We start from the raw sequence: 13,101 nt of genomic DNA on the forward strand, positions 1-13,101 counted from the left end.
CCGCCCCCCCCCCGTGCCTACCCCCCCCCCCGGGGGCGCCGCCCGCACCCCCCCCCCGCGCCCGGGCCCCCCCCCCGGGGCCCCCCCCCCCCCCGGGGGCCCGGGCCGTTCGGCGGGGAAGTCCGTGAGGTGCGTCAGGCCCGGGCGCCGGCCCCGGCGTCCTGCGCGGCGAAGAACTCGTCGGCGATCGCCCGGGTCCGCGGCAGCTCGGCGACCGGCTCGCCGATCACCCGCCCCGCCAGCTCCCCGGCCAGCCGGATCACGTCCTCCCGCAGCTCGGCCTCGGCCAGCACCCGGTCCGCCGCCAGCTGCACCTGCGCCTCGGCCAGCATCCCGTCCCGCAGCGCCTGCCCCTCGGCCCGCAGCCGCGCGATCAGCGCCGCCCCCTCCTCGGTGGCGGTCTGCCGGATCGCCGCCGCCTCGTGCCGCGCGGCGAGGAGTTCCGCCTGGAACTCCTCATATATCCGCTGGGCCTCCGCCCGCGCCTCCTCGGCCCGCTCGACACCCCCCTCGGTGGCGTCCCGCCGCTCCCCCAGCACCTTCTCGATCCGCGGCAGCAGCACCGCCCCGAGGATCCCGAAGATCAGGAAGAAGCAGACGAGTCCGATCACCAACTGCGCTACATCAGGCTTCAAAGGTCCCATGGCAGCAGGATAGTTGAGCTCATGTCACGCATACCTGCCGGGGTGGCGGAGCGCGGCCGGGGCCCGTCAGGCGTGGCAGGCCGGCAGTCCGCCGCAGTACTCCACCATCTCGGCGAAGAGCGCGCCCATGTCCACGGCGCTCTCCGAGCCGGGGTCGGCGTCCTCCAGGTAGGCGCGGTGCAGGTTCGGCAGCAGGCGCTCCGCGTCGAGCAGCGCCGCGAACGGCCCGGGGCCGTGCGCGGCAGCCGTCTCCCGCGGCGAGCGGCCGGCCCGGCGGCCCGCGGCCGCGAGGTCCCGCACGTAGTGCAGGTAGTCCTCGGTGGCGTCCAGGAGTTCGGGGCCGCCGACCGGCCCGTGCCCGGGCACGACGGTCCTCGCGCCGAGCGCCCGCAGCTCCTCGACGGCCCGCAGCGAGCCGGCCAGCGAACCCATCGGGAAGAACGGGGTGACGCCCGCCATCACCAGGTCCCCGGTGTGCAGCACCCCGTGGTCGGGCAGCCAGACGGCGGTGTCCCCGGTGGTGTGCGCCGTCCCGAAGTGCAGCAGCTCGATCCGTACGTCCCCGCGGTGCAGTGAGGTCCGGCCGGCGAAGGTGAGGTCGGCGGCCCGCACGGTGAGGTCGCCCCAGGAGACGCCGGGCCACAGCGTGGTCAGGTGCAGTCCGGCGGCGAGCGCCTCCCGCCGGGCGTTCTCGTGCGAGACGACCGCGGCCTCCGGGAACAGCGCGTTGCCGAAGCTGTGGTCGCCGTGCGAGTGGGTGTTGACGAGCAGCCCCGGCGGGGTCGCGCAGACCCCCAGCACGGCCTCGCGCAGGGCCCGGGCGCGGGCCTCGGTGGCCGCGGTGTCGATCAGCACCGCGCCGTCCCCCGTCGCGACCAGCCCGGCGTTGTTCAGGCACCAGCCGCCGTCGGGCTGCACGTACGCGAAGACGCCCGCGGCGACTTCCTCCAGCGTGGGGTCCTGGGCGGGCATGACGGGCTCCCGGGGTGGTCGGACGGATGTCGGGGGCGTGCGACGGGCGCAGGCCCGGCCAAGCTCCCAGCCCCCGCTAGAGCCGGGCTCGACGACCGCCACAGCGCCCGGACCGGCACCTTCGGCCTGACCAGGCGTCAAGGCCGCTTCGAGTGCGGCTTGAGGCACCGCTCGCACGCTGTTGCCGTTCCAGGGCCCCCGGGTCCGAAGACGGGCCCCAGGGCCCGTTCCCATTCGGAAGGAGGACCGTCCATGGTCCGCAGCAATCGAGGCCGTGAAGGAGCAGGACGATGACCCGAAGGGTGGTGATCACCGGCATGGGGGTGCGGGCACCGGGCGGCACCGGGACCAAGGAGTTCTGGAGCCTGCTGTCCGAGGGCCGCACCGCGACCCGCCGCATCTCCTTCTTCGACCCGGCCCCGTTCCGCTCGCGGATCGCCGGCGAGGTCGACTTCGACCCGCAGCTGGAGGGCCTGGGGGCGCGCGAGCTGCGCCGGATGGACCGGGCGACCCAGTTCGCCGTCGCCTGCACCCGCGAGGCCGTCGCCGACAGCGGACTGGACTTCGCCTCGCTCGACCCGCACCGGATCGGCGTGAGCCTCGGCAGCGCGGTGGCCGCCGCGACCAGCCTGGAGCGCGAGTACCTGGTGCTGTCCGGCGCCGGCCGGGACTGGCAGGTGGACCACGACTACCTGTCCCCGCACATGTTCGACTACTTCAGCCCCGGCGCGATGCCGGCCGAGATCGCCTGGGAGGTCGGCGCCGAGGGGCCGGTCACCCTGGTCTCGGACGGCTGCACCTCCGGTCTGGACTCGGTCGGCTACGGCGTCCAGCTGATCCGCGAGGGCTCCGCCGACGTGGTGCTCGCCGGCGCCGCCGACACCCCGGTGTCGCCGATCGTGGTGGCCTGCTTCGACGCCATCAAGGCCACCACGCCCCGCAACGACGACCCCGAGCACGCCTCCCGCCCGTTCGACGACTCCCGCAACGGCTTCGTGCTGGCCGAGGGCTCCGCGATGTTCGTGCTGGAGTCGCTGGAGTCGGCCCTGGCCCGCGGCGCGCACATCCACGCCGAGGTCGGCGGCTACGCGACCCGCTGCAACGCGTACCACATGACGGGCTTGAAGAAGGACGGCCGCGAGATGGCCGAGGCCATCCGGCTCGCCCTCGACGAGGCCCGGCTCGACCCGACCGGCGTGCACTACGTCAACGCGCACGGCTCGGGCACCAAGCAGAACGACCGGCACGAGACCGCGGCGTTCAAGCGCAGCCTCGGAGCCCACGCCTACGAGGTGCCGGTGAGCTCGATCAAGTCCATGATCGGGCACTCGCTCGGGGCGATCGGCGCGATCGAGATCGCCGCCTCCGTCCTGGCGATCGAGCACAACGTCGTCCCGCCGACCGCGAACCTGCACACCCCGGACCCGGAGTGCGACCTGGACTACGTCCCGCTGACGGCACGCGAGCTGCGGGTGGACAACGTCCTCACCGTGGGCAGCGGCTTCGGCGGATTCCAGAGCGCGATGGTCCTGCGACGTCTGGAGTCCGCCGCGTGAGCACCCCCGCCACCCTCTCCACCCCCGCCACCGGCTCCGCCGCCACCACCGCCACGGCCGCCCCCGTCGTCACCGGCCTCGCCGTGCTGGCCCCCAACGGCTTCGGCACCGAGGCCTTCTGGGCCGCCACACTGGCCGGCCGGCACGGCATCGGCGAACTCACCCGGCTGGACACCACCGGCCTGCGGACCCGGCTGGCCGGTGAGATCCGCGACTTCGACGCGACGGCCCTGCTGCCGGGCCGACTGCTCCCGCAGACCGACGTGTCCTCCCGCTACGCCCTGGTCGCCGCCGAACAGGCCCTGGCGGACGCGGAGTTGGATCCGGACAGCCTGTCCGACTACGCGCAGGGCGTCTGCACCTCGACCGCCCAGGGCGGCTTCGAGTTCACCCACCGCGAGTTCCGGAAGCTGTGGAAGCAGGGCCCGGAGTTCGTCAGCGTCTACGAGTCCTTCGCCTGGTTCTACGCCGTGAACACCGGCCAGATCTCCATCCGCCACAAGATGCGCGGCCCCTCGGCGGCGCTGGTCGGCGAGCAGGCGGGCGGGCTGGACGCCCTCGGCCACGCCCGGCGCGGCATCCGCCAGGGCACCGCGCTGATGCTCAGCGGCGGCGTGGACTCCGCGTTCGACCCGTGGGGCTGGGCCGCCCAGCTGTCGGGCGGCCGGACCAGCCCGGTGTCGGACCCGACCCGCGCGTTCCTGCCCTTCGACCGGGACGCCTCCGGGCACCTGCCCGGTGAGGGCGGCGCCATGCTCGTCATCGAGGACGCCGGTTCGGCCGCCCGGCGCGGGGCGCCGCGGGTCCTCGGCGAACTCGCCGGGTACGCGGCGACCTTCGACCCCCGGCCCGGCTCCGGCCGGCCGCCGGGGCTGCGGCGCGCGGCCGAACTGGCCATCGCCGATGCCGGGTTGCTCCCCTCCGACATCGACGTCGTGTTCGCCGACGCGGCCGGCAGCCCGGCGGCCGACCGGGCCGAGGCGGAGGCGATCACCGCGGTCTTCGGCCCGCACGGCGTACCCGTCACCGCCCCCAAGTCGCTGTTCGGGCGGCTCGCGGCGGGCGGCGGCCCGGTGGACACCGCGCTCGCCCTGCTGTCGATCCGCGACGGCGTCGTCCCGGCGACCGCCCACACCACCCACGTGCCGCAGGAGTACGGCCTGGACCTGGTGCGCGGCGAGGCCCGCCCGCTGCGGGTGCGCGCCGCCCTGGTGCTGGCCCGGGGCCACCGCGGCTTCAACGCGGCCCTGGTCGTCACCGCCCCCGGCCGCTGAGCGGCGCCCGCACCACCCCCGACCACACCTCCGAGGAGAGACCCATGACCACTCCCATGACCGTCACCGACCTGCGCCGCATCCTGGTGGCCTGCGCGGGCGAGGGCGACGGCCCGGTCCTCGACGAGAACACCCTGGACACCCCGTTCGAGGACCTCGGCTACGACTCGCTGGCCCTGATGGAGACCGCCTCCCGGATCGAGCGGGAGCTCGGCGTCACGTTCCCGGGCGACGCGTTCGCCGACGCCGACACCCCGGCCGCGCTGCTCGCCGTGGTCAACGGCGCCCGCCCGGCCGTCCGCTGACCACCGCCCGGCGAGTCGAGGAGAGCACCGTGCAGGAAGTCCCGTCCGGGAACGGACGCGAAGCGAACCACCGGATCCGCACCACCGAGCACCGGCGCACCGTCGCCGCGCCGCCGGCCGCCCTGTACGAGCTGGTCGCGGACGTCACCCGGTGGCCGGCCGTGTTCGGCCCGACCGTGCACGTCCAGCACCTGGAGCACACCGGCGACCGGGAGCGGTTCCGGATCTGGGCCGTGCTCAACGGCGCGGTGAGCAACTGGACCTCCCGGCGCGTGCTGGACCCGGTCACCCGCCGGATCGACTTCCGCCAGGAGGTCAGCCGGGCGCCGGTGGCCTCGATGGGCGGCAGCTGGGAGTTCCTGGAACTCCCCGGCGGGCACACCGAGGTGGTGCTCCGGCACGCGTTCACCGCGGTGGACGACGACCCGGAGCAGGCCGAGTGGATCACCCGGGCCGTGGACCGCAACAGCCCGTCCGAACTCGGCGCGCTGGCCCGGGTCGCCGAGCTCGGGCACCCGGTGGACGAGGTGGTGTTCAGCTTCACCGACGAGGTCGAGCTGACCGTCGGGGCGGCCGAGGCCTTCGCGTTCGTCGACCGGGCCGACCGCTGGGCCGAACTCCTCCCGCACGTCGACGCGGTGGCCCTGGAGGAGCCCGAACCCGGCGTCCAGCGGCTGGAGATGGTCACCCGCACCGCCGACGGCGCCACCCACCGCACCGCGTCCTGGCGGGTCTGCCAGGAGCCGGAGTGGATCGCCTACAAGCAGTCCGCCCCGCCGGCCCTGCTGCTCGGCCACAGCGGGCTGTGGACCTTCGGCACCGACGCCCGGGGCCGCCCGGTCGCCACGGCCCGGCACACCGTCGCGGTCGACCCGGCGGCCGTCCCGGCGGTGCTCGGCCCGGGCAGCACGCTCGCGGACGCCCGGGCCCACCTGCGCGAGGCCCTCGGCGGCAACAGCCTGCGCACCCTGTCCTTCGCGGCCGGTGCGACGACCGAGGCCCGCTGACCCTCCCGCCCCACCACCCGGCGGTGCCCGGGGCAGGCCCGACCGGGGCCGGCCCCGGGCACCGCCGCACCCTCAGGAAGGAACACCCCATGTCACCGTCGCACAGACGCACCCAGCGCACCTGGCTGACCGCCGCGGGGATCGCCGCGGGGATCTGCGGACTGCTCGGCACCGTCGCCGTGCTGCCGGCCGCCTCGGGCGCCGAGGCCGTCCAGGTGTGCCGGGCCACCCTCGACGGCGAGACCACCGACACCGTCGGCTCCGCCGAGGCCGACTCCGCGCTCGACACCGCCGGCGCCTACGCGGGCCCGTGCGCCGAGTACGGACCGGCCGTCAAGGTCGGCAACGGGAGGATGCGCACCTACGCGCAGTTCTCCAAGGGCCGGCCGACCGCCCTCGGCTTCGTCTTCGACCGCACCGCGCTCACCGGGCTGCCCGAGCCGCACACCACGGACCGCAAGGACTGCTACGACGTCAACGGGGACGGCCGGATCGACCCCGCGACCGAGTGCATCCACCACCAGAGCTACCCGTTCGACCTGCCCGGCACGTACACCAAGAAGTCCGGGCCGTTCACCTGGGCGCTGGTCAACTGGAACGCCGAGGGCCACGACCCGCAGGGCGTCTACACCGCCCCGCACTTCGACTTCCACTTCTACATCCAGAGCCGCAAGGACCGGGACGCCATCCGGGTCGGCCCCTGCGCCGGCCCCGGCCTGACCGACTGCGACGACTTCGCCACCGCGCGCAAGCCCGTGCCCGCGAAGTACACCGCCCCGGACTACGCCGACTTCGGCGCGGTCGTCGCCAAGATGGGCAACCACCTGATCGACGGGACCGGCCCGGAGTTCCACGGCCGGCCGTTCACCAAGGCGTTCCTGTACGGGAACTACGACGGCGGGATCACCTTCTACGAGCCGATGATCACCTACCAGTGGCTCATCGACCTCAAGCCCGGCGACAAGGTCTGCACCCCGGTCAAGACGCCGGCGGCCTTCCAGCAGGCGGGCGACTACCCGACCAGCTACTGCGCCGAGTACCGGCGCAACGGCAAGGAGATGACGGTCTCGCTGAACGACTTCGTCACCCGCCGGGCGGGCTGACACCCGGCCGGCACCGACCGGCACCGCACCACGACGAACCGCCCGGGCCTGCTGCGGCCCGGGCGGTTCGTCGTCGTGACGGCGGCGCGTACGGCGGCGCGTACGGCGGTCCGTCCGGCGGTCAGGACAGCTGGTCGTACGAGATACTCCGCGACCGCAGCCGGATGCCCCGCTCCGTCACCGCGACCACGTCGTGCACCACGCAGCTCGGCCAGACCTCCGGCCGCTCCTGCGGCCGCACCCGGACGATCAGCGCGTACACCGTCGAACGGAGGTCGCCGTTCTCCAGCGGCTCCAGCACGATCTGGTTGAAGTAGTGCCGCCGCTGCACCGGGTCGTCGCGGAAACGCTCGTGGAACGCCTCCAGCTCCTTCTCCACCCCGGCCGGCCCGACCGCGGGCTCGGTGCCGGGGGTGTGCTGGAAGGTGCCGTCCGCGGTGAAGGTCGCCGCGTACTCGGCGAACCGGCCGCCGTCCAGCGCCTGCATCTGACGGGCGTAGAACTGCTGCACCTCGGCGTACAGTTCGGCGCTGACGCCCTCGCGTACCGGACTCATCCGGTCCTCCTCATCCTCTCGACGGTCCCGGCCGGACCGGCCGGGCTCACCAGGGCACCGACTCGGTGGGCGAGCCGGCCATGCTGCCGTAGAACCCCCCGGTGGGCCCGTCCGGCCCGGTCAGCGCCAGCCACACCGGTACGTCGGCGCCCTCCTCGGGGCCGCGGGTGCCCCGGCTGAACGGCGAGTCCGCGTTCAGGTCGGTGGCCACCAGGCCGGGGTTGGCCGCGTTCACCCGCACCCCGGCCGCGCGCAGCGCGTTGGCGTACACGACCGTGACGGCGTTCAGCGCGGCCTTCGACGAGCTGTACGGCAGCAGCCCGCGGGTGGAGATCGGGTTCTCCGGGTCGGTCAGCAGCGTCAGCGAGCCCAGCGGGCTCGACAGGTTGACGACCCGTCCGTTCGGCGAGCGCTCCAGCAGCGGCAGGCACGCCTGGGTGACGGCGACGTTCCCGAAGACGTTGACCTCGAAGGCCTCGCGCATCTGCGCCGCACCGATCCCGGTCGTCGGGACCCCCCACTCCACCACGATCCCGGCGTTGTTGACGAGCACGTCGAGCCGGTCCGCGTCGGCCCGGATCCGCTCGGCCGCCGCCTCCACCTGCGCCTGGTCGGTCACGTCCAGCCGGACGAACCGCGCGTCGAGGCCCTGGGCGAGGAGTTCGGCCTCCGCCGCCCGGCCGCGCTCCTCGTCCCGGGCGCCCAGGTACACCGTCATGCCCTCCCGGGCGAGCCGACGGGCGATCTCCTTGCCGATCCCCTTGTTGGCCCCGGTGACGAGGGCCACCTCACCCCGGTGCGCCGCACTGCTGCCCATGCCGTGTTTCCCGTTCGTCCGGTGCCGATCAGTAATTGCCCAGCCCGCCACAGACGTTGAGCGCCTGGGCGGTCGTCGCGCCGGCTCCGTCGCCGACCAGGTACTCCACCATCGCGGCGACCTCCTCGGAGGTGACGTAGCGCCGGATCGGTACCCGCGCGGTGATCCGCTCGAACACCTCCTCGGTCGGCACCTGCCAGATGTCCGCGTAGTGCTCGCGCACCCGCTCCGCCATCGGCGTCTCGACGAACCCGGGGCAGACCGCGTTCACGGTGATGCCGGTGGCGGCCAGCTCCAGGCCGAGCGCCTTGGTGAAGCCCACCACGCCGTGCTTGGAGGCCGAGTACGGGGCGCCGTGGACGACGCCCTGCTTGCCGCCGGTGGAGGCGATGTTGACGATGCGCCCCCAGTCCTTGCCCCGCAGGCCGCCGAGGGTGAGCACCGCCTTGGTCATCAGGAAGACGCTGTTCAGGTTGGTGTTGATGACGTCGTACCAGAGCTCGTCCGGGATCTCGGCGGTGACCCCGCCGCCCGACCGCCCGGCGTTGTTGACCAGCACGTCGACGGTGCCGAAGCGGTCGACCGCGGCCCGGACGAAGGACTGCACCTGCTCGGGCGAGGTGACGTCGCAGGGACTGCCGTCCACGTCGTGGCCCTTGTCCCGCAGGGTCTTCACCGTCTCCGCGAGCGCGTCCTCGCGCCGCCCGCACAGGTAGACCCGGTGGTTCAGGGCGCCGAGCCGCTCGGCGATGGTCAGCCCCATGCCGCTGGTGGCTCCGGTGACGATCGACACCGGTCGGTCGGTTCGTGCCATGTGTCGGCTCCCTCTCTCTCCGCTCGCTCCGGCCGGCCGGCCGGCGACTCGCAACGTGGAGACGGTCGCGCGCGCCGCTCGAACCTGGGTCGGACGGGCCTGGAGCGGGGCGCCGCGAACCGGCCACCGCCACCGGACTGCTCCTCCGGCTAGCGGGACCTCCCCGAAGGAGCAGTGCGCGGCGCCCGTCTCCCGGCTAGCGTGCGGTCATGGCACCCCTTCGGACGGACGACCCGCGACTGATCCTCGACATGGCCAAGGCCCTGCTGCGCGCGCCGCTCAGGGACGTGCTCCCCACCTTCTCCCGCACCATCGCCGACCTGGTCCCGCACCGGGCCCTGGCCATGCTGACCGCCGACTGCCCGAAGTCCGCCGCCTGGACGGCCGGCGACCCGGCGCTCACCGAGCAGGTGACCACCGCCGAGATGGCCACCCTCTCCACCCACGTGGAGATCGGCTCGCCGTGGTCCGGCCGGGCCGTGCTGGCCGGCGCGGCGCGCCCGGTGTTCGCCGTGGCCTGCGCCCCCGACGGATCGGCCGGGGCGCTGCTCGCCGTCGTCCCGGTGGACGACCGGGCCCCCGAGCCCGCCGTGGTGGACCTGGTCGACCGGCTCTGGGAGCTGGCCACCGCCCGGGTCGTCGACCTGCTGCCCGAAGCCGTCCCGGTCGACCTGTCCGGTGCCTGGCGGGCCGGCAGCGAGCGCCTGCGCATCACCAGCGAGCTCGCCGAGACCCACGCCGCCACCCTCACCGGCCTGCTCGGCGTGCTCCGCTCCCGCAGCCTGGACGACGCCACCGCCCGGCGCACCGCCGTCGACCTGGCCGTCGCCTCGCTCATCGAGCTGCGCGGCTCGCACAGCGACGAGCAGCTGCCCGACGAGGAGACCCTGGAGGACGCCTTCGGCCGGCTCACCGCCATGCTCGGCGCGCTCTCCCGCTACAGCGGACTGACCCTGGAGTACGCCCCGCCCACCCCGCCGGAGCGCCTGGTCCCGTCGAATGTGGCCCGCACGCTCCGGGCCGCGGTGCGCGGCATCGTGCTGACCACCATGGAGCAGGGCGGGGTCACCCGGGTCCGGGTCGGCTGGGAGGCCGGCGGGGCCGAGCTGCGCGCGACCGTCCGCGACGACGGCCCCGGCCGGCTGGCGCCCGAGGCGCTGGCCGTGCACCGGCTCAAGGACCGGATCGCCGCCATGGGCGGTGAGTTGGAGGTGGACTCCGTCCCGCAGTGGGGCACCTCCGTGACGATGCGGCTGCCGCTCACCGTGCCCGACCGCGACCGGCCCCGCGAGGACCCGCTGACCGGGCTCAACCCGCGCGAGCTGGAGGTGCTGCAGCACCTGGTACAGGGGCACCGGAACCGGGTAATCGCCAACCAGCTCGGCATCAGCGAGCACACCGTCAAGTTCCACGTGGCCCGGATCCTCAAGAAGCTCAACGCCGACTCGCGCGGGGAGGCCGCCGCCCTCGCCATCGCGGCCGGCTTCCCCCCGGCGCTGTCGCTGGTGAACTGACGCCGAGGGGGCGGGTCCGCTCCGGACCCGCCCCCCCGCGTTCAGTTCGGCCGCTCGGACCGTCAGACGCTCAGACGGTCAGCACGAGCTTGCCCGTCGTCGAGCCGGACTCGATCAGCCGGTGCGCGTGCGCGGCCTCGGCCAGCGGGAACACCCGGTCGACGTGCACCCGCAGCCGGCCCTCCTCGGCCAGCGCGGCGAGGGCGCCCAGCCCGACGTGGTCGGGTTCGGCGGTCACCGCGCTGAACTCCAGCCCGCGCCCGGCCGCTCCGGCCGGGAGCGCCGCGTCGTGCAGCTCCACCACGGTGACCAGCCGGCCGCCCGGGCGCAGCACGTCCAGCGAGCGCACGGCGGTGTCCCCGCCCACGGTGTCGAGCACCACGTCGGCGTCCTTCACCTCGGTGGCGAAGTCCGCCGCCCGGTAGTCGACGACCTGGTCGGCGCCGAGCCCGGCCACGAACGCCTGCTTGGCCGCGCTCGCCGTGGCGATCACCTCCGCGCCGCGGGCCTTGGCGATCTGGACGGCCAGGTGGCCGACGCCACCGCCGCCCCCGTGCACCAGGACCCGGTCCCCGCGGCCCACCCCGGCCGCGTCCACCAGCGCCTGCCAGGCGGTGAGGCCGGCGAGCGACAGCCCGGCCGCCTGCTGGTGGTCGAGCGCCGCCGGCTTGCGCACCAACTGCCGTGCCGGGGCGGCGACGTACTCCGCGTAGCAGCCGGCCTCGCGCGGTATCAGCGGCATGCCGCACACCTCGTCGCCGACCGCGAACCGCGTCACCCCGGGGCTGACCGCCTCGACCACGCCGGAGACGTCCCAGCCGAGGACGAACGGCGGCTCGCCGAGGAACGGCACGCCGCCGGAGCGGACCAGGGCGTCGATCGGGTTCACCCCGGCCGCCCTGACCCGCACCAGCACCTCGTTCACCCGCAGCCGCGGCCGCGCCCGCTCCGCCGGCTCCAGCACCTCGGGCCCGCCGAAGCGGCGTTGCGTGACCGCGCGCATGGCCGCTGACGTCACGGGGCGTCCGCGATCAGCTCGTCCAGGTCCGCCCCGGCGGGCACGGCCTGCGCGACGTCCCAGTGCTCGGCCAGCCGGCCGTCCGCGATCCGCCACAGGTCGGCGGTGATCACCGGCGGCGCTCCGGGGGCGACCCGCACGACGTTGTGCGTCCAGACCTGGTCGCCCTCGGCGATGATGCGCACGATCGTCAGCGAGAACTGCGGGAACGGGATGCCCGCCTGCTCCCGGAAGGTCTCGACGGTGCGGTCCCGGCCGACGCCGACGCCGTGGTGGTGGTTGACGAAGTCCTCGGCGAGCAGCTCCCGCGCCCGGTCCCAGTCCTTGTCGTTGTAGAAGGCGTCGATGAACCCGGTGACGAGCTCCTTGTTGGCCTTCAGACCGGCGTCGGCCGTCGGGCCGGCGGCTCCCTCGGTGCTCATGTGCTTCCCCTCCCCGGTCCCCAGGACCCGGTCACTTGATTCCGACGACGATCGAGTCCGGACCGACCAGGTGCTCGGTCCAGGTCCGGGAGAACCCGGCCTCGGTCATCCACGCGGTGCACTCGGCGGCGGTGTAGCCGAAGCCGCCCTCGGTGACCGCCAGCATGGTCAGGCTCATCAGCAGGGCGAACGCGTTCTGCGACCGGTCGTCGTCGATCAGCGAGTCGTAGACGACCACCGCGCCGCCCTCCGGAAGAGCTTCCCACGCCTTCCGCAGCAGGACCTTCTTCTTCTCCAGATCCCAGTTGTGCAGGATGTGGCCGAAGGTGATGACGTCGGCCTTCGGGAAGGGGTCGGCGAAGAAGTCCCCGCCGGTGAAGGCCAGCCGGTCGCCCAGCCCGTGCTCCGCCGCGTACTCCTCGAAGACCGGGCGGGACTGCGGCAGGTCGAAGCCGGTGCCGGTGAGGTGCGGGTTGGCCTTGAGCACCTGGACGGCGAGGTCGCCCTGGGCGGTGCCCATGTCGGCGAGCACCTGGTAGTCCGACCAGTTCACCTGGGTGGCGATCCGGGTGTTGGCGACGTGGCTGATGCCGGTCATCGACGCCAGGAACTGCTTGAGCCGCACCGGGTCCGCGTAGAGGGCGTCGTAGGTGTCCAGCTCGCTGTCGCGCGACTCGTCGTGCGGCTTGCCGGTGCGCAGCGAGTCGGTCAGGTTGTTCCAGATGCCGAACAGCCGGCCGTTGGCCATCTCCAGCAGGCTGCCGTGGTGCAGGTACTCCGGCTTCGCGCGGTCCAGGAAGGCGTCGGTGTCCGGGGTGTTGCGGTAGACGCCGTCCTCGCGCAGGAGGAGGCCCAGCGCCACCAGGGTGTCCAGGAAGTCCCGGGTGCCGCGCGGGTGCAGGCCCAGCCGGGCGCCCAGCGTGTCGCCGTCGGCGGGGGCCTTGGCCAGTTCGGTGAAGACCCCGAGCTCGACGGCGCTCAACAGGGTCTTCGACGACTCGAAGCCCAGGCCGATCTGCAGGATGCGCTCGGGGGAGGGGGTGGTGGTCACGGCTGCTCCTCGGTGGTCCGGGTGGTCCGGGTGGTCCGGGTGGTCCGG

Annotated in this window: 14 protein-coding genes; 6 read left to right on the forward strand and 8 right to left on the reverse strand. The window is 74.1% G+C overall.

The annotated features are described in order from the left end of the window. Window positions 1–134: 134 nt before the first annotated feature. On the reverse strand, window positions 135–644 hold the full coding sequence (locus ACFY2K_RS41410) for an ATP synthase F0 subunit B (RefSeq protein ID WP_380528809.1): 510 nt from the start codon (window positions 642–644) through the stop codon (window positions 135–137). Window positions 645–710: 66 nt separating this feature from the next. After that, window positions 711–1,616, reverse strand: a complete 906-nt coding sequence (locus ACFY2K_RS41415; protein WP_387717963.1) for an MBL fold metallo-hydrolase — start codon at window positions 1,614–1,616, stop codon at window positions 711–713. Between the two features lie 290 nt (window positions 1,617–1,906). On the opposite strand from ACFY2K_RS41415, the gene ACFY2K_RS41420 reads away from it, so the two are divergent. The 5 genes from ACFY2K_RS41420 to ACFY2K_RS41440 all read left to right on the forward strand — a co-directional run bounded on the left by ACFY2K_RS41420 (window position 1,907) and on the right by ACFY2K_RS41440 (window position 6,861). Continuing rightward, window positions 1,907–3,172: a beta-ketoacyl-[acyl-carrier-protein] synthase family protein gene (locus ACFY2K_RS41420; protein ID WP_380528806.1), complete on the forward strand. Its 1,266-nt coding sequence runs from the start codon at window positions 1,907–1,909 to the stop codon at window positions 3,170–3,172. Next, window positions 3,169–4,446, forward strand: a complete 1,278-nt coding sequence (locus tag ACFY2K_RS41425; RefSeq protein ID WP_387717966.1) for a ketosynthase chain-length factor — start codon at window positions 3,169–3,171, stop codon at window positions 4,444–4,446. The genes ACFY2K_RS41420 and ACFY2K_RS41425 overlap by 4 nt, the downstream gene beginning before the upstream one ends. 44 nt (window positions 4,447–4,490) lie before the next feature. Next, window positions 4,491–4,751, forward strand: a complete 261-nt coding sequence (locus ACFY2K_RS41430) for an acyl carrier protein (RefSeq protein ID WP_375895220.1) — start codon at window positions 4,491–4,493, stop codon at window positions 4,749–4,751. A 29-nt stretch (window positions 4,752–4,780) separates the two neighbouring features. Next, entirely contained in the window at window positions 4,781–5,758 is a 978-nt protein-coding gene (locus ACFY2K_RS41435) for an SRPBCC family protein (protein WP_387717969.1), read from the forward strand. An 89-nt stretch (window positions 5,759–5,847) separates the two neighbouring features. Continuing rightward, window positions 5,848–6,861, forward strand: coding sequence for a hypothetical protein (locus tag ACFY2K_RS41440; RefSeq protein WP_387717972.1), 1,014 nt, complete (start codon window positions 5,848–5,850; stop codon window positions 6,859–6,861). Window positions 6,862–6,982: 121 nt separating this feature from the next. Here ACFY2K_RS41440 and ACFY2K_RS41445 read toward each other — a convergent pair whose 3' ends face one another. Genes ACFY2K_RS41445 through ACFY2K_RS41455 form a run of 3 tightly spaced genes read right to left on the reverse strand, consistent with a single transcriptional unit; the run spans window position 6,983 to window position 9,048 of the window. Continuing rightward, on the reverse strand, window positions 6,983–7,417 hold the full coding sequence (locus tag ACFY2K_RS41445; protein WP_375895213.1) for a nuclear transport factor 2 family protein: 435 nt from the start codon (window positions 7,415–7,417) through the stop codon (window positions 6,983–6,985). A gap of 46 nt (window positions 7,418–7,463) precedes the next feature. Continuing rightward, window positions 7,464–8,234, reverse strand: a complete 771-nt coding sequence (locus ACFY2K_RS41450; RefSeq protein WP_375895210.1) for an SDR family oxidoreductase — start codon at window positions 8,232–8,234, stop codon at window positions 7,464–7,466. 28 nt (window positions 8,235–8,262) lie between these two features. Next, window positions 8,263–9,048, reverse strand: coding sequence for an SDR family NAD(P)-dependent oxidoreductase (locus ACFY2K_RS41455; RefSeq protein ID WP_375895209.1), 786 nt, complete (start codon window positions 9,046–9,048; stop codon window positions 8,263–8,265). Between the two features lie 209 nt (window positions 9,049–9,257). Here ACFY2K_RS41455 and ACFY2K_RS41460 point away from each other — a divergent pair, with 209 nt between their 5' ends. Continuing rightward, window positions 9,258–10,562: a LuxR C-terminal-related transcriptional regulator gene (locus ACFY2K_RS41460; RefSeq protein WP_375895207.1), complete on the forward strand. Its 1,305-nt coding sequence runs from the start codon at window positions 9,258–9,260 to the stop codon at window positions 10,560–10,562. Between the two features lie 70 nt (window positions 10,563–10,632). Here the strand turns inward: ACFY2K_RS41460 and ACFY2K_RS41465 are convergent, their stop codons facing one another. From ACFY2K_RS41465 to ACFY2K_RS41475, 3 genes are read right to left on the reverse strand one after another with little or no spacing between them, the layout of a single operon-like run. After that, window positions 10,633–11,565, reverse strand: coding sequence for an NADP-dependent oxidoreductase (locus tag ACFY2K_RS41465; RefSeq protein WP_380593477.1), 933 nt, complete (start codon window positions 11,563–11,565; stop codon window positions 10,633–10,635). An 11-nt stretch (window positions 11,566–11,576) separates the two neighbouring features. Further along, window positions 11,577–12,002: a nuclear transport factor 2 family protein gene (locus ACFY2K_RS41470; RefSeq protein ID WP_375895202.1), complete on the reverse strand. Its 426-nt coding sequence runs from the start codon at window positions 12,000–12,002 to the stop codon at window positions 11,577–11,579. Window positions 12,003–12,033: 31 nt separating this feature from the next. After that, window positions 12,034–13,053 carry a methyltransferase gene (locus tag ACFY2K_RS41475; RefSeq protein WP_380399645.1) on the reverse strand — a complete coding sequence of 340 codons (1,020 nt, stop codon included), beginning with the start codon at window positions 13,051–13,053 and terminating at the stop codon, window positions 12,034–12,036. Between the last annotated feature and the right edge of the window lie 48 nt (window positions 13,054–13,101).

This window comes from Kitasatospora sp. NPDC001309, from assembly GCF_042896295.1.
In the GTDB taxonomy this organism is placed as follows: Bacteria; Actinomycetota; Actinomycetes; order Streptomycetales; family Streptomycetaceae; genus Kitasatospora.